Here is a 24,402-nt window from a genome sequence, read left to right on the forward strand (position 1 = left end):
GCTTAAGATAGATTTTATTCAGATTAAGCACATCAATGTATTATAAGTATCATTCTGATTAGAAAATATTTGGAGGAAATTATTTCATTGATGACTGAAAAACAACAGTTACAGACACTAATTGCTTTGTGTATTGACCGTAGGCTTGGATAAAAACAAGAAAATTCGATACCAAATCAGCAAATATATTTTTATAGAAAAATAAAAATATCGTGAAAATACTAGCAGAGACAACAAAGTGTCTTTTGCCAGCCGAGATGATAAATATATTTCATCTTGAGTTAGAACAAGCAGCCTTGAAAGCGCCTGTGCTTCCTTAAAGATGATAAGATGTGGAAATTTCAATCAACGCTGGAAACCCAGCATATATCTATAATATTAACAAATAAGCTTAGGCTAAAACCAATATATTATTTAATAATATAAAGATATTTCAAGATATCTTGACTTTTTCCCAGAAGTCTATCTAATGCAAAACACTCGTCTGAATAACTTGTTGGATGCCATTGCTACACGCTTAGGGCAATGGTTTTTAAATCCTTGGCGGCGATTATCGTTGCTGATAATTAGTTTTTTGTTTGGTTTTTTTCTGGGAAACGCAGTTTCCACTACAGCTGGTCAACGGGCAGAATTAGATATTGTGGTAGCTGGTTTTTTAGTAGTGTTAACGGAAGTCACCAGTAGAATATTTTACAGTCAGAGCTTTTTTACTAGGCGATCGCTCTTGGTAGACTCACTAAATCTCCTCAAAGTTGGTTTCACCTACAGCCTGTTTCTCGAAGCCTTTAAGCTGGGATCGTGAGAATGGGCAAGGGGAAAAGGGGACAAGGGGACAAGGGGACAAGGGGAAATTATGAGTTTGTGGTTGGGTGAAATTTTAATTTCAGAAACTGTAACTGAAACTTGGCAGCAGGAAGCAAGAGAAGCAGCACTAGCAGATAAGTTAAGGGCAAAAGCTTTTGGGATCGTGCCGGAAAATGTCGATGAAGCGATCGCTGTTCGATCGCATTTACTAAAATCTGTCTTCCCAGCTTTTAGCCAATTCTGCCAAACTACCCTCCAAATCGAACCTAAGAAAATGTTACAGGTCTTGTGGGACTTGTGGCTGCCTTTGGGGATCAAACTAGCATCGCAGCGCCAACAGTTGGAACGCCCTCTGATTCAAGGAATATTAGGAGGACAAGGCACTGGTAAAACTACAATGTCTAAGGTTCTCAGTTTGATTCTGAATCAGTTGGGATACCAAACTCTGAGTTTATCTTTGGATGACTTATATAAAACTTACAGCGATCGCTTGGTTTTAACACAGCAAGATCCCCGCCTGATTTGGCGCGGCCCACCAGGAACCCACGATGTAGATTTAGGCTTAGATGTACTAGATCGCATTCGTCAGTCGCAAAGTTCAGTTATGGTTCCCCGCTTTGATAAATCTGCATACAAAGGCGCTGGCGATCGCACTACTTCAGAAATGGTTACAGATGTAGATATTGTATTATTTGAAGGTTGGTTTGTGGGTGTGCGACCAATTAACCCAGATGTATTTGATACTGCACCACCGCCAATTGTCACAAATGAAGATAGAGCATTTGCTCGTGATATGAATCTTCGCCTCCACGATTATTTACCACTTTGGGATCGATTGGACAGCTTAATTGTGCTATATCCAACCGATTATCGCTGTTCTTTGGAGTGGCGCAAACAGGCAGAACAGCAAATGATCGCTGCTGGGAAGTCGGGAATGAGCAATGCAGAGATAGAGAAATTTGTCAATTATTTTTGGCGATCGCTTCACCCGGAATTATTTATCAAGCCGTTGGTAAAAGATGCAACAGCAGTTGATCTAGTGGTTGAAATTCATGCCGATCATAGCTTTGGTGAAGTTTATTGCGATCGGGCTAATTCGTAATTCGTAGCAATCATGTCCGGTGGGTAATAGTTATGATTGCCAAATTCATTGTATTCCTCACGCCAGTTGCTCACTTGGGCAAACGCCTTAGTGATAGCCTCTGTATTTGGGAAAAGATCGCGCTGGCTCCTTTTAATGCCCTCCTTACTTGCGGGCTATCCATTTCCCGGATCTTTACCAACAAAACCACAACTCACTTAAACATAAGACTAATGGATAGACCACAAGGGAAGGGGAGTAAGATTCAAGGTCTTTTAGAGCGAGAAAATTAACAGCAGGATTTAGTAGACTACTTGCCACCAACCGAAGGCTGGGCCAATAAAACGGATAGTTGCCCATCCTATAACCATAAGGATAATGCCTATCCAAGCACCACGAGTTGTCCAACTGACAAATTGTTCGCCTTGAATTTTTGTGATGGGAAGCCAAGGCAAGATGCGAGTCTCTTGACCGTATGTTTCCCCTTGTGTGGTTTTGCGACGCTTTGCTTCACCCATAATCAGCAACTCAATTTTTACTTAGGTTCTAAATTTATCTTGCCAGGAATTATGGCTATAGACAATTGGGGAATGGGGAATGACTTTAAGCAGAATTTTCCTCATCGGTATTAGCAAACAAACTTGGGTCGAGATAGTTAATACGTGCCAGAGGACTTAAAGCAGTAAGAATTTGAGCGCCGTAGCTACGATTAACTACACGACTATCAAGTAAAGCAACAATGCCTTGACTTTCTCGGACTGGTGCGATCGCTCTTTGTAATTCATTCAAGGCTGCCGGCAATAAATATAAACGAAACCAATCTTGATGCGATCGCTTATAAAGAGCTACTCTACCAGCGACAAGTGGATTTTCTAAAGATGGTAAAGGTAAAGTAGCAATAATTAACAAATGGGGTGCTGGTAAGACTCGCTGATGTTCTCGCCAAAATTCCCAACCGCTAATCAAAATACCATTTTCATCTAAACAAGTTTTTTCTACCTGCACTCGTGAACCAAACTCTGATGCCAGAATTGTCGCCACTTGAGATTTTAGTGGTACATCTCCCACCAAGACAACCGTTAATCCTGGTGCTGTAGCACTTAGACAAACCAGTGTGCGGACTTTGTGAATAAATGCCGCTTGAAATTCTGGCGTGTTAGGTAAGGGCAATTTATAGGGTACATACAGTTGAATTGCTTCCGCTTGACTCTCCGAGGAGAATTTCAGGCAAGTTAAATCTTCCAAACCAAGGCGCTGTCGGAAAAGAGGAGCTTCAGTTTCCGGTTCTATAGCGCTGCCAATCAAAACTACTGGTTGTCGCTGCCATAAGGGTAAGAGGATTTCTCTTAATTCCATTGGGGCATAGTGCAAAGAAAATAAACCTTGTCTATGGGCTATAGTCGCCCAGAAGAGGGGAGGGGGAGCAGGGGAGGCAGGGGGGGAAAGATTTTCATCAAGGGTTTGAAATTGTTGCCAGAATTTTTTCCAAGGTTCTGGCATTGATTGTACTGACTCTAAAGCTAAATAGAGACGGCTTAAAATCTCTATTTCTGGCTGGGAAATTAGATAGCAGTGATATGGATTAACAGGATGCTGAAAAAGTTCGTGTGTCAGATGTATCCGTGCTTCGCTAATTGCCTCAGCTTGATTTGGACAAGCCAACATGAGTTCGTCCCAATCATGGGGTTGAATATCTTGGGTAAGTTGATCGCGCACCCAATCTTCGAGATCATCTACCCCATCAATAATTGTGGGGATGCCTTGGGGAAAGCGATCGCCACCAGCAAATTGTCCTCTTAACCAAGCTTCTGGAGAGGTTAACAGTAGCCCTTGGAACTCAGCATCAGGCCAAGCGTCACCTGTTCTAATTGATTTATTGGTTGGTAGCCACTGCTGTAGACGGGGAATTTCCACCCGCAGCAGAAGTTGCTGCACGGCTTCTTGAGCAACAATAATTACAGGGCCGTGCCACATTAGGGCTGATGCTACAAAACTAGTGCGATACCGCCCTTGATAGCCACAAACCGCTCCTACTTGAATTAGGGCACTACGTCCCAGGCGCAAGGCGCGTGCTACCAACCGTGCCATCGTCAAATGATGGGGCCAGGAAGGGAACCCCGCTTGCGATCGCAAAAAGTTATGTAGTGACAAATGAACTTCTGCCTCAATCACACGCTTTTAATTCCATACAAAGTGATTTTTACTTCCAATTGCCCCATTTCTATTATCTTGTCCTTTGTCATTTGTCATTTGTCAGTTGTCCTTTGCTAATGACCAATGACCAATTCCCTATTCCCTATTCCCTAAATTATGCCAACTTACACAGGAATTTCCAGCGAAGCCTTCAGGCATCCACTAGATCGCCAAGCCGAGCAAGCTTTACGAAATTTACCGGGATTTGATTTAATCGCTCGTAAATTTGTGGAATTTATCTACGAACGCCCTCAATTAGTCTATCTAATGGGTAACAGCATCCAAGTCGGGCCGCGTCAGTATTCCACTATTTACCAGATGTTTCGGGAATGCGTCCGAGATTTGGACATTTACCCAGAACCAGCGCTGTTTGTCTCGCAAGATCCCCAAGTAAATGCTTATGCACTGGGGCAAGAGAATCCTTACATAGTCATAAATACTGGGCTACTAGACTTACTAGACGAAGCTGAGATTCGGGCGGTGCTAGCCCATGAACTGGGGCATATTAAATGTGGTCATACTATTTTAATTCAAATGGCGATGTGGGCGATGAGTGCTGCTTCCGCCTTGGGAGAATTAACTTTTGGCCTCGGTAATCTTGTAACACAAGGCTTGATTTATGCCTTTTTTGAGTGGCAGCGCAAAGCCGAGTTATCGTCAGATCGCGCCGCCTTACTGGTGATGGATGACTTAAATCCCGTAATGTCAACGATGATGAAACTCTCTGGCGGGAGTAAAAAATATGCCAATGAATGTAGTTTACAAGAGTTTATCAAGCAGTCAGAAAATTATCAGGCACTCGATCAAGATGGGCTAAATCAGGTGTATAAATTCTTGATTTACAATGGCGCTCAAGGTACGATGTTAACCCATCCTTTCCCAGTTGAACGCCTGCATTACTTACGGGCGTGGGCAGTATCCGAAGAATACCAGCAAATTCGCCAAGGAAATTATCAGCGATCGCCTGCTTCTGGCTCAGTAAATGTCTCAGCAGAATCTTCCCCAAATGAAACAGATAATTTACGCCGTCAAATTGAAGAATTACGACGGGAAATCGACAGAATGAGAAGGTCTGAATAGTTGTGAGTGCTGAGTGAAGTTATATATAGTGCGTTAGATTTGCTTAACACACTATATATATCTCTTTTAGCACATACTTTGTCTTGGGGATTTCCACAAATTAAATTGATAACTTACGCATTGACAGACTATTGATATTATGCAATCAAGCACAACAGCTTAGGTGTTCTAAAATAAAGTCACCAGCTACTTGTAATACTAGGCCTTGCAAGGTGGATAACAACTTTTAACAAGAAATTCCCCTTTAAGCTCTTTACTCTGTCTTCTCTGCGCCTCTGTCGTTAGAAAAATTATTTTTAAACCGCAGAGGCACAGAGATCGCTGAGAAAAAATAAGAGATTTTACGAGTCACCTTGAAAGGGCTACTTGTTGGGCTTAGGCATTGACAGAGTAGCAGAAATGAGACATCAAGTGATGATTTTGTACAAACTTGAATTTGAGTCTGGATTTTAGAAAAATAATTCAGTTAAGTTTGCCATTTTAGTTTTTTGGATTCCCTTAAAGTGGATAATATTTTTTAGCTGAACTACCATCCTCTTGGGGATGGATAAATTCAAGATTCAAAATTAAAGACTTGAAGATTGCTTAACTATATCTCAGCATTAAATTAGATGTAGGCATTTCTGAATATGGCAATTCACTTGATAAAACGGCTTTCTGTGTTCGCTGCTATTCTAGCTCTTGTCCTTTCCATGCCGGGAATTGCCTTAGCTGCACCCGTTCAATTCCATACTACTTCTGGTGTTATTTCTGCCCAAATTACCAAACCTGCAAGCTACTCCACCTCCTCGGAGATTAATCTGACTCCCTTACAGCGCCAAGAACTCCAGGCTGTGCGTCAGAGAAGAAACAGAGAAATTGAGGCAGTCTTAAATACATCGCAACGTGCCCAACTTAATCACAATCTCCGGGCTGGTAATAATATCAATCAAGCCCTAGAAAAACTGCATTTGCAAACAGACCAGCAAGATTTTGTAAAGGCGATCGTGCAATTTACTAACTTGAAAATGAAGGCTATTTCATCTAGGCATTCGTTAACAGTAGATCATAAATAAAGGTTTGACTTGTACATTGAATTATTGAATCGTTGTCATAGAAGATATCAATCATATTTTCTATGAGAGTCTTTTGGATAAAGTGCGATCAAGCGATGTCTACGACGGGCTACGCCTACGCACTTTTTATTTAAAAGACTGTGATACTCAATTTCTGTCACCTAAGTTATGGAAACAGTTGACTAATCTGAACTTCAATTTCTGGAAATGCCATCAAAGATATAGTTGCATCCTCTAGCAAAATAAATTTCAGATTGTAGCCTTCCAAACCCGGTTCACGGAAAACATAAACCTGACGCTGACTCACATCCAAAATCCAGTAATCAGCAATTCCTGCCTTAGCATATAAAGGTGCTTTCTGTTTGCGATCGATGTCTAGTGTTGTATCTGCTACCTCAATGAGTAAAAAGATTTCATTGGGTGCAGGATGATGATCAATGTACTTTCGCGCATCGATGCGGACAACGGCAATATCTAGTTCAGGTTCCGAGTATTGGCTTAATTGAATGGGATCTTGCACCCGAACTAAGGCAACTTCTGCTAGCGAACGCTTGAGATAGTCAGACGCACACAGCGTTGTCGCTGCATGGGGGGGATTTTTCGCATTCATGGGGATAACTTGCCCATCAATCAGTTCTACCCGTTCATCGGCTGTGATAATACCCGTCTCAAGCATCCGGTGATATTCATCTACATTCCACAAGCGCACTCTAGTTTGTGTCATTGTATTTGGTTTGGCGATATTATCATCTGCAAAGTGCAAATATCTCTTACTCTCAACTTTTGCAGCATCTATAATTAATCTTGCCCTATTTAGTTCGTTACCATGTCGGAAGAAGATATCCGAGCCGCAAGGCTGGAGAAAGTAGAACAACTCAAGCAGCTAGGGACTAATCCCTATGCCTATCGTTGGGAATCTACCCATCATGCAACGCAGTTGCAAGAACAGTTTGCCGATTTAGCCAGTGGTGAAGAAGTTGATTTAGAAGTTGCGATCGCTGGACGCATTATGGCGCGTCGCGTTTTTGGTAAACTTGCTTTCTTCACTTTACAAGATGAAACTGGCACAATTCAGCTTTATTTGGATAAAAATCGCATCCAAGAAAGCATGGCAGATATTGATGCTGATGCCTTCAATCATTTAAAACAACTCACAGATGCAGGCGATATCCTGGGAGTTAAAGGTACTATTAAACGGACTGAAAAGGGCGAGTTATCTGTCTACGTTAAACAATATACTATCCTGACTAAATCCCTGTTGCCCCTACCCGACAAGTGGCATGGATTAACGGATGTTGCCAAGCGCTACCGTCAGCGCTACGTTGACTTGATTGTTAACCCAGAAGTGCGACAAACTTTCCGCCGTCGCGCCCAAATTACTGCCGGTATTCGCCGCTATTTAGAAGAACGGGATTTTCTGGAAATTGAAACGCCAGTTTTGCAAAGTGAGACTGGGGGTGCAGATGCGCGTCCATTTATCACCTACCACAACACCTTAGAAATGGAGTTGTATCTGCGAATTGCTACAGAACTCCATCTCAAACGGTTGATTGTTGGTGGTTTTGAAAAGGTGTTTGAATTGGGGCGGGTTTTCCGCAATGAGGGAATTTCGACTCGACATAATCCCGAATTTACGACAATTGAACTTTACCAAGCCTACGCCGACTACAACGATATGATGGCGCTGACTGAGGGAATTATTACCACTGTCGCCCAAGACGTACTCGGCACACTGCAAATCACTTACCAAGGGGAACCTATAGATTTAACACCACCTTGGCGGCGAGTGACAATGCACGATTTAGTTAAAGAATTTACAGGCTTAGATTTCAATTCTTTCCAAACATTGGAAGAAGCAAAAACAGCGAGTAAAAATGCTGGTATTCCTGGTATAGATGAAGCCAAATCAATTGGAAAGTTACTAAATTTAGCTTTTGAAGAGAAAGTAGAAGCTAATTTAATTCAACCTACCTTTGTAATTGATTACCCAGTAGAAATTTCGCCTTTAGCAAAACCCCACCGTTCTCAACCTGGTTTGGTGGAAAGATTTGAGTTATTTATCGTCGGGCGAGAAACTGGAAACAGCTTCTCAGAACTTACAGATCCCATCGATCAAAGAGAACGCCTAGAAGCCCAAGCTGAAAGAAAAGCTGCTGGTGACTTAGAAGCCCAAGGTGTAGATGAAGACTTTTTGACAGCCCTTGAATACGGTATGCCGCCTACGGGTGGTTTAGGGATTGGGATTGATCGGTTGGTAATGTTATTAACTGATTGTGCCAGTATTCGGGATGCAATCGCCTTCCCATTACTCAAGCCTGAAGGCAGCGTTATTAAGCAATTTACCTATGAGCCAAAAACTCAAACACTGACTATTGAATTTGATAGTGGAAGTGTTTACGAGTATTTCAAAGTACCTCCCAGTGTCAAGGAAGACTTAGATAATGCACCGTCTAAAGGTCAACACTTTAACAAGTTTATTAAAGGGAAATTTAAATTTGAACAGTTAAGTTGACCTACTTAAGTATATAAACATTTGGGTGCGTTATGGCTTTGCCTAACGCACCATTTTTATTACCTAATACCATTTTTTTGTAAGGCTGCACCAGGGTAATTACTCGCCCTGCTCTTCAACCTGATTTAGATTTGGTAAGAATTCAGGATTTAGAGTTTCGCTTAAAGTATAAGGACAGATTTCTGGAAAAACTTGCTCACCTAACTCAGTTTCTCGAATTGCTAAAGCCAAACCTAACTCATAAACGCTGAGGAAAACTTCATCTAGACAGGGTTTCAAACTAGAGCTATCTTGCAGAAGCAGCTTTATTTGGACACGTTGCTCTCGAATTGTACTCAACCAGCTATTACTACGTTTTTCAGTTTGAAATTGCCATTTTAGTAAATATCCTAGCAATACTCCCAGACTATTTCTCAATTCTTGTCGCTCTCTTCTGCCCAAAGTTTCAATTTCTTCAATTAGGTTAACCGTATCTAATTGATCCCACTGGTGAGTTTTGAGCAAGCTAACCTGTTCTTGAGTCCAAGTATAAAAGTCTGTTTCATAGAAATGAGATGTGTACATCTTTTCAAGGGTCATAAGTTTCTACTTAGCAAAACCCTATAAATCAATACAGTTCAGATAAGACCAAAAGACTTGTAGAGACGGCGATTTATCGCGTCTCGAAAACCCAAAATTTTGCCAGTAGCCCTTAACTGAACCGTATTGCCCTATAAGTGAGCGATTCATCGTTTATAGCAAGGTTTATCTGGACTAAAGTCCTTACTACAAACTTTAATTTATTTACGCCTAGCCACTTAAAAAAAGATTGTATAGTGCGATGCTTACGATCGCAAGCTACGCACCACACAATCTAAAATAATCTAAAATATAATGACTAATTCGCTACCTCAGCCACCTCAATCACGCGCCCTTCATAGTCTTTGACCAAAAAGTTTAGGGGCTTCTGGTTACGAATCTTGAATTTCAAACCGCGCGTTTCGACTCGCATTAAAATCATTTCCAAGCAGTCGTGGTCAAAACAAACGTGGCGTTGCTGATTTTTGCTACCTAAACTTGCACCAGTAATAACGTGTAGCTGGGTGTTTTTCTTCAATTGATACCACAGTCCTTCTGTAGCATTATTCATCATTTTACTTGACAAACTCGGCCCTGTAGACATGTATAGCGGATCAATCCCAGTTGCGCCTATAGTTTGTTCGTAGTTGTAGTAATAGTGCAAGGGCACCTCAGCTGCTGGCAAATCTAGCAGCCCTTCATACAACTGTCGGGCAATCTCCAAATCTGACACCATGACAGTGTGTACTTTTGGGGCACTGGTGAGGAACATCCACATTGCACCAGCGTAAGCTGCTAGCAGCATTACCATAATGCCTTGGGTGGAAAACAGGCTATCCAAGGGCAAGGAAGGGAGAAAGGAGCCTAAAGTAAGGGGACTGAGGAGGAACGACATCGCACTAACTGCTATAACCATGAACAAATAAGGATTCTATAGGGGAGTCGATTTTATAATTGTCGATTAAGACTAAAATTAAGTCCTTGTTTCTAGTTTATCAATAACTCAAGTTGTCTGAGTCTCGGCTACAAACTGGGCAACACCAAGATATTATGCGATTAACTACGGGAGTGCAATTCCCAAAATTATTTTAACAACTATCAACTCAAAGACTTGTGCAAATTCCTCATTTTCCTGAAGCTAATCATCCTCTGGTAAAGTCGCTATTTCACCACAGTGACCAAGAACTACTGACTTTGTTTCAGCGCCATCCAGATGCTGGAAAGTATTTTACGGTGATTTTTTGCCGCTATAGCCCCATAGTGTATACCTTAATTCGGCATTCGGCGCGATCGCCTGTGCAAGCAGATTATCTGTTTGCTCTCACCTGGCGACATATCTATTACGAACTCGGTGGACTAAATTTAACCAGCCCTGAATCAGGTGAGCCAGCCTTAACCATGCAAAATTGGTTAATTAATATGACAGCTTTCTGTATTAACGAAATTAAGCTACCACCCACAGAAGCAATTCATTATTCTCTGCAAGCGACTTCACCACCGCTATGGTGCTATGTACAACAGGCATTAGACCAATTACCCCCTGTTTTACGATTAATCGTGTTGATGGCTCAAACTTTCCACTGGAGTGAAACAAGAATCGCTGCCTATCTGCAAGCCGAAGGAGAAGCGATCGCTCCCAACGAAGTAGCCAATTTTCTTCAGGAAGGCTATCGTATGCTAGAGGACAAATTACCCACAGATATCCGCGCCATATACTTTGGGGAAGATTTAGCTCAATCCTAGCTTAAGTGTAAACGCGTATATTGTTTGTCTTCAATTTATAAACTTAAAACTTCTTCTTAAACCTTCTACTTAAACCCGCAACTTTACGGGTAATTTTTATGAAACAACGGCTTGTATTTCCAAGGCAATTAGTTTGCGTAGGTATGATTTCTCGTCCCCAGGTGCTTTTACACAGCTTTTTACTGTTTACTTTTTTGCTGAGTCCCATCGCTGCTGGTGCGGTTGATATTACGCAACAACTCCATCGTCCTTTAAATAGTTCTGTTGGGCGGCAATCAAGAGATGAAGCAGATAGCTTACTACGTATCGGTGAACAACAATACGCTTCAGGATATGCCGATAAAACAATTGCATCTTGCTTGCAGGCACTAGAACTATATCACTCAATTGGCGACCTAAAAGCACAAGGTCTGACTTACAATTTGCTTGCAAAGGCTTACATCCAGCTTGATAGTGCAAAAGAGGCAGAAGATGCTTTACGACGAGGATTAGCGATCGCTCGTGATACGAAAGACTTCCAAGCTCAGATTTTTGTGCTAAATAATATCAGTACATTTTTCCTGCAACAAGGAGAAGTTTCTGCTGCTGGTAAAACAGTTGAAGATGCACTCGCAATTGCTCACGGTGTCAAAAACATTGAAGGCGAAGGACTGTCTTTGAGCAATTTGGGTTTGGTAACTGCTAGGTTGGGAGATTACAACAAGGCGATTAAATTATATGAAAATGCCTTAATTTTCCGCCGTCAGACTGGCGATGCCATTGGTGAAGCAAATACCCTGAATAATTTAGGTGATGCCTACCGAGCATCGGGAAATTATCAAGATACCATTGCTACCTATGGTGAAGCGATGCGGACAGCTAAAACTAACCGCGATCGCATTAATGAATTACGGGCAATTGACGGTTTAGTGAAAGCTCACACTGCTATTGGACGCTACGAGAGAGCTTTTGATTTACTAGAGCAACGTTTAGCACTCGCTAAAGAATTGCAAAATTTGCGAGAAGAATTAAAATCTTTTGAGTCTTACGCTCAGTTATATAAGCAACAAGGTAATTACCTCACTGCCCGTAATTTTTACGAAAGAGCGATTATACTGGCGCGGACATTGGAAGACAGCAAGCAAGAAGTGCAATTGCGAGATCAGCTAACTAAAATGCTTCAGCGAAAATAGGGGCAATTTCTGCCCCTACTTTCGTACTTAATTTGATTAATTCAAGAATACTGAACCGTTTCGTTCAATTCTCATAGCACTTCTACCTTGTGCTGCATTGGTGGCTTCGCTAAATCTAACTTCTAAGTTTCCTGGCTCTGAAGAAGCTTGTGGAGTCACTATCAATTGTCCGCTATCTTGCCGCTCAAATGTCACCGTTACTGGTGCCGTTAGACCTTGCAATGTTACATCTGACTTACCTGCTAGCGATCGCGGTGCCGTATCGCCAATCACTTGGAAAGTTACATTAGCCGCAGTGTCATTTACCAACCTGACATTAACCTTACCATTTGCCAGTGCGATCGTCGCGCTGGGAGTTTGCCGTGGTTGTAGTAGTTGTGGTTGATCGGTCGAAACTGCCCCTGGTGAGGGCTGTTGAGTTTGATCTCCAGGGGCTGGGCGTGGTGGTGTAACACCAGTTTCTGGAGATTCACCGCCGACACCCAATCTTGTTTGCTCTTGTGATGGGGTAGCAGAGGTGGGAATAAGCCCTTGAGCAGCTAGTTTTTGAGTTAGTGCATTCGGAGGACATCCTTGCGGTACCACAACCCGACTATTATGTGGTTCTTCGTAGAAAATTCTCGGACAGGGGTTAATCTTCGGAGTAGATTCTTGTCCTACTGATTGTTGTGCTATTGCTTGAGGAATTATTGGCAGACTAATTATTAATCCACCACAAATAGCACCCAATAACTCAGCAGACTTACGAAAGTTTTGAGACTTCATATTCATTCTTGACTCCTGATACAATTGATTTTTTCTTTATTTAAAAATTTTTCAACCAGCAAATTTAATTAGTGGTTAATCTGTCATTTAAATATCTAAACTTTAACAATAGAGTTACGGTTTGTTCTCTAGCTAGAGGTTAATAAATAATAGATTTGTAGACATAAATATCCTATTCTAAAGTTTCAAATTAATAGTTAAATCTGCAATTATTACTATAAATATTAGTAAATAAATTCACTTGTCTGCATCTGTCACAGGAAACAATTGTTGAATTTGCGATTTAAGACTCAAGAGTTATCGGTAAAGTCACAGTAAACGTTGTGCCAGTACCTTGGGTGCTTTCAACTTGAATATGACCCTGATGATATTCGACAATAGCTTGAGCGATCGCTAACCCCAATCCTGAACCAGTAGCGCTAGCTGTAGCTGTATTCCCTGTTGTATGAGTCCGTGCCGGATCTACCCGATAAAAGCGGTCAAACAACCGTGGTAGTGCCTCTGCTGGAATTCCAACTCCGGTATCACTCACCTTAACTTGCAACTGGGCACTGGTATAACGTAGTCCAGAAACGCGATTTATTCCCTCTATCCGCGCTAATTCAACTTTCACCCGTCCACCAGATGGAGTGTAATGCAAGGCGTTAGCAATCAAATTTGTGAACAGGCGCACCAGTTGATCCCAATTGCCCACAAGGGTAAACCAATTTTCCAGTAATTCGGGGTTAGTTTCCGAGGCAGGAGGATCAACTAAGTCTAAAGAAAGAGTAATTTTTTTTTCAGGGGCTAACAATTGTTGTTCTTCAACTACTTCCATCAGCAAGGCATCTAGCGGACAAGGTGAAAAAATATCTTTGCTAATCCCACTATCCTGTCGTGCTAAGAAAAGTAAGTCATTGACTAATTTACCCAAACGCTGGGTTAAGCGTTCCACTACCTTTAACTGTTGCCGATACTGCAAAGAATTAGTCGTTTCTGTCTCTGCTAAATCCAAGTCAGCAAGGGCAACTTGCACATTTGTTTGAATCAAAGTAATCGGACTTCTAAGTTCGTGAGAAGCATCAGCAGTGAATTGTTTGAGGCGTTGATAAGATTCACCTACAGGTTCCATCGCTTTACCCGAAAGAAACCAGCCACTTGCCCCTACAGAAGCCACCATTAAACCAATACCTAGCGCCAAATCAAAAATTAACTCACGACTAGGTTTAGTGACTTCAAACCAGGGATGACTAACACGCAGATATCCTAATACTTGCCGCCCCACTTCCACCCGTTGGGTAACTTGCCGTAATAACAATGGAGAGTGGGGAGTAAAAAGCGGGGAGTTAGGAGTGAGGAGTTTATCATCTTTGCCTTTTTCTTTCTCCCCCTTAACTACGCGTACAGTTTCACCAGTGCGGTTGGCATGAATAGGAATATTTAGGGGTTCGGATAGCGTTGACCAAAGTAATTCACCAGTTGGACTAAACCATTCAAGGTCGATGTGGTCATCTTCTACCGTGTCGGCATTCTCAGGAAAACTGGCTTCTAGATTATTAATGCGAAATTGATCTGCATCAGCATCAATTGGCTCAAATATGAGCTTAGATGCACAGGGGCTTGTTGTGAGACAACGCTCCACTATTTCCACTACATGGTTAAGGGTATCGTCAATGCGCTCAATCAGTGTACTGCGGACGTATAAATAAACGCCACTGGCAAATATTAGTAGTAATACAGCAGTGACGGCAGTATACCAAAGGGCGAGACGGCGACGAGTAGTCTGGAACATATCACGACAATATCCAAATCGCAGACTTAGGGAATACTTTTTAAAATACTTTAAAAATTCAAATTTCCGAATTCAATTTTTTACGTAAATTTACTGTAGCATTATATTTTGTGTAAAAGTTAGATTCTATTTGCAATAGATGACGGAGGTGCTTTAGAAAACAATAAAAACCAGAAATCAATAGCCAGCAGTTACTTTGTGACTTATACTTTCATTCTAGGATTAGGCTATTTCTTCCATACTTACAAAAAATATGTCTGTTTTTTGCAAATGATGAGTCTTTGACTATTTCTTACTATAAACTTACTAAAACTTAAAATTTGCAAATCTGAACCATTTGAAAATCTACCAAGTCATAAACAATCGCTTCAGTTAAAAAAACAAGAATCACTCTTGTTAATAACTTGCATTTCCACAAAATGAGTCAGAACTCAAGCAACAACAACAGTAATTCTTGGTTGTGTCAATAGCTAGTTAACATTACCGCACTATAAGTAACTTGCAGCAAGTATAAGCATCGGAGTTTTAGAAAAAATACTATGCCAACATATACAGGATTTCCAGATCCAGGAAGTAGCAGAAATACAGCTTTAGACACTACATCTGCACTCTATATAGGTGGTTCACTCAGCAGTAACCCCAGTATTTTTCAGGACTCTGTTACTGCTAGTACTGATACTAGCGATTTTTACAAAATCAGCATTGGTGCGGGCAGTAGCGACCCCGCTAGCGCCGTGAGGCTGAGATTGAGTAACTTGACTGGTAACGCAAGTCTAATACTGTATGACGAAGGCGGTGCTACTCTCCAAACTGCCAATTCTAGCGGTACAACACCAGAATTAATCACTCGCAGCCTGAATCCAGGTATCTACTATCTCCGTGTCGGTTCAGTGAGTGGTGCAAGCACTAATTATGACCTCAGCCTCTCAGCTAATCCGATTAACATCAATAAAGCTGGTGACGACTCCCTAGCGCAAGCATTTAACATTGGTTCTTTAACCAGTAGCTACACTACCACTGATTATGTTGGCGATCGCGGTCTCATCCTTGATAGCGATGATTATTACCAATTTAACGTAGTAAATAGTGGGGCGTTCACCTTGAACCTGAATGGTTTGGGAGGTGATGCCAATGTGGAATTACAGGATAGTTCTGGAACAATTATCCAAAGTTCCACTCAAACTGATACTAATCCAGAATCAATTAGTCGCAGCCTTGCTAGCGGTACATACTACATTCGAGTGTATCCTGGTGCCATAAGCGCCACAAACTACACTTTAAATCTCGACTTTACTGCCGACCCAGTAGACAATGCAGGAAACACCCTAGCGACAGCTCGCAATATCAATACCTTAAGCTCTACGCCTTCAAACTTCACAGACTATGTAAATAGCATTGACTCTAACGACTATTACCGTTTTGACTTAACGTCCAATACTCTGGTTGATCTGACCTTAACGCCTCAAACAGCAGACGCCAACGTCCAAATACTCGACAGCAACGGCGCAGCGCTCGCTACTTCTAGTCAGACTGGTATTACTCCAGACATTATCCGCCACAGCTTGAATGCAGGCGTATACTATATCCGCGTATACCCAGCTTCTGGTGCAGCAACTAACTATGATTTGAGTGTTTCCGCTACTTCTATTGCCAGTGATATAGCGCCCAACACGCGAGGTACAGCTAAAAATATTGGCACCCTAGATGGTTCCCAGGACTTTAGCGATTTTATTGGCAATATCGACACAGACGATTATTACCGTTTCAATCTGGTTTATAAGAGTCAGTTAACCGTCTCTCTTCTTGGCCTATCTGATAATCCTCGTGTAGATTTACTCAACAGTAGTGGAGCTACACTCCAGACCTTTAGTATTTCAGAAAATACACCACAATTTACCTTTGCCAATAGTCTTGTCGCGGGTACTTATTACGTTCGGATCAACTCTCTTGGTGCTAACACTTTCTACAACCTAAGCCTGTTAAGCGAGCGTCAATTTGAGAAGTTGGAAATCTTCTCCGGCCCAAGTAGTTCTAACCCGAATAATCTCACGGCGCTAGGTAGCACCTTGTACTTTACTGCCAACGATGGTAACGGCATCCAACTCTGGAAGAGTGACGGTAGCCTAGCAAATACAACCAAGCTCACCAACATTAACCCCGCCAGTTTTAACCCAGACAAACTCACGGTTTTTGGTAGCAAGTTACTCTTCAGCGCTGATGATGGTACTAACGGTAGAGAACTTTGGGTTTACGATGGCACCACAGCCAATAGAGTGAGTAATATCAATCCTGGACTTGGTAGTTCAGACCCCAAAAATCTCACCGTAGTTGGTAACAAAGCATTCTTCAGTGCTAGCGACGGTACTAACGGCAATGAACTTTGGGTTTACGATGGGACGACAGTTAGTCTGGTCAAAGATATCTACTCAGGTTCCACAGGTTCTAACCCCAGCAATCTCATCGCATTTAACAACAAACTGTATTTCGCCGCCGGTGACTCAGTTAACGGTGTTGAACTATGGTCAAGCGATGGTACCGCAGTTGGAAGCACCCTTGTCAAGAACATCAGATCTGGTGGATTGGGTTCGGCTCTTGCCACATTTACTACAATTGGTAGCACTCTCTACTTCACTGCCAATGATGGCATTAATGGGCTTGAACTATGGAAGAGTGATGGTACTAATGCAGGAACAACTATTGTCAAAGACATTACCTCTGGTACAGGCGGTTTTGGGCCAACCGGACTTACAGCCTTAGGTAGTACCTTATATTTCGTCACAGATAGCAATAGTGACTTCAAGCAAGAACTGTGGAAGAGTGATGGCACCAATGCAGGAACTGTGCGGGTCAAAAATGACCTGACACAAGCTCCGAATATTAGTTTTGGCCCCCTGTATCTGACTGGTGTCGGTAGCACTCTCTACTTCACAACCTATGACACCACAACAGGACTAGAACTGTGGAAAAGTAATGGCACCGATGCAGGCACAGTTTTAGTCAACGATATCTGGGAAGGACCAGATCCGAATAGTAGTTTTCCCGATAGTCTCGTTAATTTTGGTAATACCCTCTATTTTGTAGCTTCTGAGTCTGCAAGCAATAGAGAAGTGTGGAGTAGTGACGGCACAGATGTAGGTACAAAAAGGGTGAGCAATATTAACTCAACAGACGATGCTAACCCTACCCAGCTGACTGTCGTTGGTACACGACTATTCTTCACAGCCACCAACGGGACTGATGGAACAGAGTTATGGGTTTTATGAAAAGGAGGTGATGTTTCTAACCAAGTCATAAAGTAAGAATTTCCGTTTGTTCAATTGCATTCAATGTCTCAAACAACTCTCGGAAGCCTGAAAAATCACTCCTAAATAGTGATGTTCAAAATTAAAGTTTCAAACCCAAAAAAGTCCATTGGGAAGTTCAAAACTAACCAAATTCACAGAAATATACTGAGGAGCGAATTTGAATCATGAAAAATAACATCTTAGCCATTATTGTTGCTGCTGGTACCGCTGTTGTCGGTAGTTCTTTGTTCTCAGCACCAGCCCACGCCCAGCTCACTACTAGCCAAAACGTCGGTGTTTCAATCAGCGTGCCAGAAGTACTTTATTTGCGGACTTTCCAAACAGTTGATTTAGCTATTAGTGAAGCTGAGTTGGCAGGAGGTACGGCAGTAACTACAGCTGGAGTTGGAGCTGGCTACAACACCCCTACCACCACAGACGGTACTACTCTTATCAGTCAAACTAGTCCATTCACTGGTTTAACAGGCGGTAGTATCACAAAACCCATAGCTGAATTGTATGCTGTTTGGTCTAATAACCCCACTGGTAGTATTGCCGTAACCTTGACCACTCCTTCCGCTACTCTTACAGGTCCAAATGCTGCTACTGCAACCATTGCCAGTGTCACTAAAACTGTTGCTGACCCGGCTACTCCACCTGGTTTAGATACACCTTTCGTTGGTGGTGCAACTTTAGACCTTGACTTGGGTAGTGCTACACAAGCTGGTACGTACGCCGGAGGAATCATCAACGTTAGTGTGACAGCTCCATAGTTCCATCATTACTGTTGTAGGCATCTTGCCTGCTGCCATTAGCAAGTAGGATGCCAACCAGATAATGCCATTTTCATCGTTAAAGACAGTTACAGCCCAGCCAAATGAGCAATCAGACAATTCGTTTTCAGTCTTGCTTCGGTATGCTACTGGCACTTCTGGCTTGGCCACAGCCCCAAGTTGTAGCACAATCTCTAAATTTGCCAGAGCCAACACAAATCTATCAGCTATCAACCCCCCAACAACTGACCATTCCTCCCCAACAGTTAGGGGAAATTTTACCTGCTCCCGTTAGTCAGGCGGTGACGAATGAGCAAGATTTACTAGCTCCTCCCCAGTTTCAAACGGTGATTACCCGTGAGTTACCAGAGCTTTGGCAAATGCGGGTTCCTATAGACAAAGTGGGTTCTCTCTATGCCACTTATGAACTGAGAGCAGAGAATGGACAAAATAATGGGTTTAGTAGCAATTATCGTTCTGACAAAACAATGCGCGTTGTTGTGGAGCCGTTACCCATTATCGAGATATCTCGTGATGAAAATACCAACACAGCTTTAGTTCAGGGGGGTGCGCGGTTGCAATTCGATCTCGCTAATGTCGGAATTGCAGGTGGCTATCGGGGTGTAATAACGGTCACGGTAAACCAACATTAGTAATAAATAGTATTTACCTATAAATGGTATGTAAAGATTATGTTTCGCAGAGCCACACATTTAGCCTTAAGTTTGATAGGGGCATTTGCCCTGGGGATATCAAGCGCCACAGCTTTGAATATTGGTGTCAGCCCAAACCGAATTGAACTAGAGATTAGTCGCAAAACTCGCACCCAAGCAATTCGTGTACTCAACTTATCTTCTGAGCCGATTGAACTCAAAGCTTATGTGCGGACTTGGAAGATGAATGCAGACAATAAATTGGTAGAGATGCCTTCCACTGAGGAATCATTAGATCAGTGGACTGTTTTCACTCCCTCTCAATTTACCGTTGCCCCTCGCAGCGCCCAAACTATACGTTTTGCTATACGTCCCAAAGTTCAACCTAAACCAGGTGAATACCGTGCTGTACTATATTTTGAAGAAATTCCTTCTGCTAGTCAGAAAACTGAGGGTGTACGCTCTGTAGGACGCTTAGGGGTTGTCATCTATGGCTATGTAGGAGACATCAAGCGAGTTGGTGTACTCAATTCAATTACTGTAGCTCCTCAATCCAATGGTGTAACAGCGCGATTTGATATTTCTAGCCAAGGTAATGGTTATGTCCGGCTAAAAGGTCAATATGCCATTTGGCCTGCCGCTAAATACCCAGGAGCTACAGCTACAAAACCTATAGATGACTTGGAAAAACCAGGAAAAAAACTCCCACAAAATTTATTAGCTGTAGGAGTCCTGCCACTATTGCCTGTATTACCTAATACTCGTCATAACCTCGAATTACCTATCATTCAGACATTAGAACCGGGTAAATACGTATTAGATATTAACGGCGAATTGAACGGAGTAAAAATCGATCAAGGTATTCCCTTTACTGTTCTAAGGGCGACTACTACTGCCTCAAATCCAACTAGGTCTTCTAATTCTCGAAATTTGAGAAATCGTCTTCGTAGTAAATAGCTTTTAGTTCATCAAAAGCCGAATTTATTAGAGGTTGTTTTAAAAGTGGTGGCTGAGGTATCTAAAACTTTAGCTCTTCCTAAATTCTCCTTAAAAAGGAAGACCTTGAAAAGGTTATTACCCACTTCTTAAGACTTGAACGGGGGGTCTAGATACAAGCGTAGACTTTTCAAATATCCTCTCAGGCTGAGTTAATTTTGTACTGCGCCTGAATTTATTAGAGGATATTTCTAAAGTCTAACTTATTACTCACCGAGCGACTATAAGTGGCGGCTGCACAGACCTATCACCCAGTCCATTCCCTTGTAGCAAAGGTGAGTAAGATTAAAATTTTCTTTCCCTTGATGAGAGAGGCTTGCAGAGAGGTCAGAGTGTATCAATACACTTTTTTGAGGTTTGATAGCCGTGATTTTAGGTGTGTAGAAATGCAAAATCCTGCCTCTCTACATATATTGAATTAATACTTTTACAACCTCTTCTTGATCGCTTTTATAAGTGTTGTCTTTGGCTTAATAACTTTCCAAAATTCAATATAGCTTTTGTGCTTAAATAAGATATGCTACATCTAGTTTTACCATCTAACCCACCTGCAATTATTATTACTGTAACACAATCAAAAAATGTTTTTGATAAATATTTTGATGAGAAAAGAATCAGTTTATCAAGACAACGTAAAGACATAACATCTGCCTCTAAAGAAAGTTTTAGTACTCCGGCAATAAAAAAACTAGAGGCTTTAGATTATACGGTTGATACAATCCAGCCTCATCATTCACCAAAAACCATAAATATTCCCATCAAAACTCAAGTATCTGTACTTAAATTTTCGAATAATCGAACTACCAAAGTAGCTTTACCAGTTTCATCAACAGTTCCTAACTCAGCAATTAAGTTGATTGCTAATACTCCCTTAAAAGCAAAAAATGCTCAAGTAAATCTTAGCAATACTACAGATATTACTCCAAAAGTTACTGCTATAAATCCAAAGTCAACTAATGCTATCAACCCAATAGAAAAGCTGAGGAGTACTTCTACTAAAGTAGCTTTATCAGTTTCATCAACAATTCCTAACTCAGCAATTAAGTTGATTGTCAATACTCCCTCAGAAGCAAAAAATAACCAAGGAAATCCTAGCAATACTACAGATGCTACCACTAGAAATACAAAGTCTACTAATGATATTAACCCAATAGAAAAGCTGAGGAGTACTTCTACTAAAGTAGCTTTACCAGCTTCATCAACAGTTCCTAACATAGCAATTCAGTTGATTGCCAATACTCCCTCAAAAGCAAAAAATAACCAAGGAAATCCTACTAATAGTATAGATAACATTCCAAAAGCTACTACAAATACAAGTTCTACTAATGATATTAACTCAGTAGATAAGCTGAGGGGTACTTCTACGCCTGTAGAGACAGGAACAAGTACTATTACTCAAAATATCAAGGCAACAAATGGAAAATTTTTGGTCGGGGTGATTATCAACAATAGAGAAGTTGGTAGTTTAGATATTCGCATAGATGATAATACTATTTTAGTTCCCCTGAAAGAGTTTGCAGAAATCGCTAGTTTCAGTGTTGAAAATATTGAAGATAAAACACAATTAACAACTCCTTTGGGAGTTATTAATTTAGAAACAATTAACCTGAAAAAAATTGAGGGAATAACATATATTAGTCAGGCATTGCTCAAAGAAAAATTATCTACTTTCATAGAGTTTAATGCTGCTAATTTAGCTTTGAATGTTAATTTGCCTTGGCGACGTGATAGTGGGAACTCTCCACAGCCAGTATCTGAATTACAGCCTGAAGTTATACCTCCTCTCAGCGCCTTTTCGAGTTTAAGGCAAGAATTACAAATTACTAACTCTTCTGGAGACACACGGGTACGTAGTGCGACTCTTCTAGGGGGGCGACTAGCAGGAGGCAGTTGGCGGGTACGTTTGAATAATACTTTTGTTAATCAACCTGATATTTCAGAATATTTTTTCTATAAACGTAGCAATCAATTTCGCTATCAAATCGGTAGGCAACAAGTTGGTTTACATCCTTTACTTAACGGCATGAATCTGACGGGAGTACAACTTGGTTATAGCAATTTGGCTGCCGATAAGTTTTCACAACAGTACGGTGCATCTGAACTTTTACCCAGACGAGGTAGACCTTTACAAACATTTCAAGGTCAAGTACCACCAGCAAGTTTTGTACAGCTAAGAGTCGGGGGAATTGTATTTGCACAACAACAGGTTGGACTAAATGGTAGATATGAGTTTATTGATGTAAATTTACCTAGTAGTAACACCAATGAAATTGAGTTATTGGTCTACGATCGCAACAATCTGAGTGTACCTATTGAAATTCGCTCTTTGAATATCAATGCTTCTGATTTGTTGCTTCCAGCAGGCGGCAATGTGCAATTAACTGGCTTGGGATTAAGTGGCAATTTAGCACAGGATTCCTTGTTTGGAGATTACGGTTCCGAATCAGGTAAGCTGATTGGATTTTATCAATTGCGTCAAGGACTTTCAGACAATCTAACTTTTGAAGGTTCTGTGCAAACTATTCCCGGTACTGTACAGACACAAGCAGGCTTCATTTGGCGACTGGCAAATCCACTTGTTCTCGCTAGTAGTATTGGTACATCACGTGGTCAACTTGGTTATACAACCGATTTAAGCTTAAATTTGGGTCGGTTGGAAGTTATCGGTAATTCGCAATCGTTTCCTAATGGATATAACTCAACTAGTCAATTGCGCGATCGCTTTAACCATAGCCTGGAAGCAAAATATCGTTTTAGTAATAATTTTTCCTTGGGATTTATTGCTCGTAGTCGCCAAGACGAATTTAGAGGCGCTAATTATATTTCACCTACTTTTTCTCTAAATCCTTTTAAAAGCTTATCTTTATGGGGTAGACCCGATTTGGATGGGCGATATTTGTTTACTGCTTTCTATTACCCAAATAGCTCAACTAGACTGAGTTTAAATACTTTTGGTAATGTCTACACTTCAGATTTTACCTACAATTTAAACCGACAATATCAGTTATCTTTGGGTAGCGAATTTGGTGGCGATTTAGCTGCTCGTTACTCTACGACTCTAAATTATAATTCTCCCAGTCTCAATGGCTTGAGTTGGAGAGTAGGACTTGCTTACAGTGATGGCGATGTCGGCCCAGTTGTTGGTGCTAGTATGCAGGTGCTACCAGGCTTATTTGGCAGAGTGGAATATCAAGGCATTCCTTCTAGGAGTAGAAACCTTTTGGGTGGATTTGGGGACGATCGCCTGACTGTTTTACTAGTGTCAGATTTATCTTTTGCCGGGGGTGGTATTATTCCAGCTAGGTCTTCTGGTTTGGGACCGGAAAAAGGAGCGATCGGTGGGCAAATTGTAGTGGAAGGAGGAAAGAAAGACTTTGATTTAGGTGGGGCAAATATCCGCGTCATCAATAGTCGCAACAACAGAGCTAGCACAGCTAAAACTGACTCCTCTGGCAAATTCTTTGTTGGCAATCTCCCAGAAGGCATTTATATTGTTGAACTTGATCCAGATAGGTTGCCTATAGAACTTGCTACCGTCAAAACCAGTATGGTAGCAGAAGTGGCAGCATCGGCTGTGACTCGTTTAGATTTCAAAACAAGATTAGAATATGGTATGGCAGGCAAAATTACTGATGTGGCAGGTCAGCCAATACCAAATGTGGAAGTAGAATTAATTGATGCTCAAGGCAAACGAGTAGTATCATCTGTGACTGATCAATTTGGTCTTTACCGTCTAGATGCTGTTCCCGTTGGTAACTATACATTGCGCGTTCCTGTTCAAGATGGCATCACCAACAGCAACACTTTACCAAAATTAGAAGTAGCAATTAATAAAGAGTTTATATACGACCAAAATCTGCAATTACCGATTGCCGCAGCAGCTAAGGAAACTCAGGAGAAAAAAGAAACTCAAGAAAAATAAATTTTTAAGATTTTTCTAAAAGCGACAATTAGGGACAAAC

Annotated in this window: 19 protein-coding genes; 12 read left to right on the forward strand and 7 right to left on the reverse strand. The window is 41.4% G+C overall.

Annotation, left to right across the window (positions count from 1 at the left end):
• Positions 1-469 precede the first annotated feature (469 nt).
• Positions 470-802 (forward strand): DUF565 domain-containing protein, encoded by a 333-nt coding sequence (locus tag V7K69_RS16540; RefSeq protein WP_335036157.1) that lies wholly within the window; start codon positions 470-472, stop codon positions 800-802.
• Between the two features lie 51 nt (positions 803-853).
• Positions 854-1,906 carry a glycerate kinase gene (locus V7K69_RS16545; RefSeq protein WP_335036159.1) on the forward strand — a complete coding sequence of 351 codons (1,053 nt, stop codon included), beginning with the start codon at positions 854-856 and terminating at the stop codon, positions 1,904-1,906.
• Between the two features lie 281 nt (positions 1,907-2,187).
• On the opposite strand, the gene V7K69_RS16550 is transcribed toward V7K69_RS16545, so the two are convergent.
• Together V7K69_RS16550 and V7K69_RS16555 are read right to left on the reverse strand one after the other, a co-directional pair.
• On the reverse strand, positions 2,188-2,403 hold the full coding sequence (locus V7K69_RS16550; protein ID WP_114081445.1) for a DUF2839 domain-containing protein: 216 nt from the start codon (positions 2,401-2,403) through the stop codon (positions 2,188-2,190).
• Between the two features lie 85 nt (positions 2,404-2,488).
• Positions 2,489-4,057, reverse strand: coding sequence for an ATP-dependent DNA helicase (locus V7K69_RS16555; RefSeq protein ID WP_335036162.1), 1,569 nt, complete (start codon positions 4,055-4,057; stop codon positions 2,489-2,491).
• 138 nt (positions 4,058-4,195) lie between these two features.
• Between V7K69_RS16555 and V7K69_RS16560 the strand changes: the two genes are divergently transcribed.
• Positions 4,196-5,158 carry a M48 family metallopeptidase gene (locus V7K69_RS16560; protein WP_335036164.1) on the forward strand — a complete coding sequence of 321 codons (963 nt, stop codon included), beginning with the start codon at positions 4,196-4,198 and terminating at the stop codon, positions 5,156-5,158.
• Positions 5,159-5,787: 629 nt separating this feature from the next.
• On the forward strand, positions 5,788-6,213 hold the full coding sequence (locus V7K69_RS16565; RefSeq protein ID WP_335036167.1) for a hypothetical protein: 426 nt from the start codon (positions 5,788-5,790) through the stop codon (positions 6,211-6,213).
• Positions 6,214-6,379: 166 nt separating this feature from the next.
• Here V7K69_RS16565 and V7K69_RS16570 read toward each other — a convergent pair whose 3' ends face one another.
• Complete coding sequence (locus tag V7K69_RS16570) at positions 6,380-6,937, reverse strand: Uma2 family endonuclease (RefSeq protein WP_335036169.1); 558 nt, start codon at positions 6,935-6,937, stop codon at positions 6,380-6,382.
• Between the two features lie 102 nt (positions 6,938-7,039).
• Here V7K69_RS16570 and lysS point away from each other — a divergent pair, with 102 nt between their 5' ends.
• Positions 7,040-8,725 carry a lysine--tRNA ligase gene (gene lysS / locus V7K69_RS16575; protein WP_335036171.1) on the forward strand — a complete coding sequence of 562 codons (1,686 nt, stop codon included), beginning with the start codon at positions 7,040-7,042 and terminating at the stop codon, positions 8,723-8,725.
• Positions 8,726-8,824: 99 nt separating this feature from the next.
• On the opposite strand, the gene V7K69_RS16580 is transcribed toward lysS, so the two are convergent.
• Together V7K69_RS16580 and V7K69_RS16585 are read right to left on the reverse strand one after the other, a co-directional pair.
• Complete coding sequence (locus V7K69_RS16580; RefSeq protein ID WP_335036204.1) at positions 8,825-9,289, reverse strand: DUF29 domain-containing protein; 465 nt, start codon at positions 9,287-9,289, stop codon at positions 8,825-8,827.
• 313 nt (positions 9,290-9,602) lie between these two features.
• Positions 9,603-10,199: a glyoxalase-like domain protein gene (locus tag V7K69_RS16585; protein WP_114081453.1), complete on the reverse strand. Its 597-nt coding sequence runs from the start codon at positions 10,197-10,199 to the stop codon at positions 9,603-9,605.
• A gap of 197 nt (positions 10,200-10,396) precedes the next feature.
• Between V7K69_RS16585 and V7K69_RS16590 the strand changes: the two genes are divergently transcribed.
• Both V7K69_RS16590 and V7K69_RS16595 read left to right on the forward strand, forming a co-directional pair.
• Positions 10,397-11,026, forward strand: coding sequence for a sigma-70 family RNA polymerase sigma factor (locus tag V7K69_RS16590; protein ID WP_335036173.1), 630 nt, complete (start codon positions 10,397-10,399; stop codon positions 11,024-11,026).
• Positions 11,027-11,169: 143 nt separating this feature from the next.
• Positions 11,170-12,198: a tetratricopeptide repeat protein gene (locus V7K69_RS16595; RefSeq protein WP_335036206.1), complete on the forward strand. Its 1,029-nt coding sequence runs from the start codon at positions 11,170-11,172 to the stop codon at positions 12,196-12,198.
• A 36-nt stretch (positions 12,199-12,234) separates the two neighbouring features.
• On the opposite strand, the gene V7K69_RS16600 is transcribed toward V7K69_RS16595, so the two are convergent.
• Together V7K69_RS16600 and V7K69_RS16605 are read right to left on the reverse strand one after the other, a co-directional pair.
• Positions 12,235-12,969, reverse strand: coding sequence for a hypothetical protein (locus V7K69_RS16600; protein WP_335036175.1), 735 nt, complete (start codon positions 12,967-12,969; stop codon positions 12,235-12,237).
• Positions 12,970-13,246: 277 nt separating this feature from the next.
• Positions 13,247-14,734 carry a sensor histidine kinase gene (locus tag V7K69_RS16605; protein ID WP_335036177.1) on the reverse strand — a complete coding sequence of 496 codons (1,488 nt, stop codon included), beginning with the start codon at positions 14,732-14,734 and terminating at the stop codon, positions 13,247-13,249.
• 539 nt (positions 14,735-15,273) lie between these two features.
• Between V7K69_RS16605 and V7K69_RS16610 the strand changes: the two genes are divergently transcribed.
• The 5 genes from V7K69_RS16610 to V7K69_RS16630 all read left to right on the forward strand — a co-directional run bounded on the left by V7K69_RS16610 (position 15,274) and on the right by V7K69_RS16630 (position 24,362).
• Positions 15,274-17,997: an ELWxxDGT repeat protein gene (locus V7K69_RS16610; protein ID WP_335036179.1), complete on the forward strand. Its 2,724-nt coding sequence runs from the start codon at positions 15,274-15,276 to the stop codon at positions 17,995-17,997.
• A 206-nt stretch (positions 17,998-18,203) separates the two neighbouring features.
• Entirely contained in the window at positions 18,204-18,791 is a 588-nt protein-coding gene (locus V7K69_RS16615) for a hypothetical protein (RefSeq protein ID WP_335036181.1), read from the forward strand.
• 104 nt (positions 18,792-18,895) lie between these two features.
• Positions 18,896-19,444, forward strand: coding sequence for a hypothetical protein (locus V7K69_RS16620; RefSeq protein WP_335036183.1), 549 nt, complete (start codon positions 18,896-18,898; stop codon positions 19,442-19,444).
• A 39-nt stretch (positions 19,445-19,483) separates the two neighbouring features.
• Positions 19,484-20,401: a fimbrial biogenesis chaperone gene (locus V7K69_RS16625; RefSeq protein ID WP_335036185.1), complete on the forward strand. Its 918-nt coding sequence runs from the start codon at positions 19,484-19,486 to the stop codon at positions 20,399-20,401.
• Positions 20,402-20,957: 556 nt separating this feature from the next.
• On the forward strand, positions 20,958-24,362 hold the full coding sequence (locus V7K69_RS16630; protein ID WP_335036187.1) for a carboxypeptidase regulatory-like domain-containing protein: 3,405 nt from the start codon (positions 20,958-20,960) through the stop codon (positions 24,360-24,362).
• The last annotated feature ends 40 nt before the right edge of the window (positions 24,363-24,402 follow it).

The sequence above is a fragment of the Nostoc sp. genome, from assembly GCF_036917775.1.
Lineage (GTDB): Bacteria > Cyanobacteriota > Cyanobacteriia > Cyanobacteriales > Nostocaceae > Nostoc.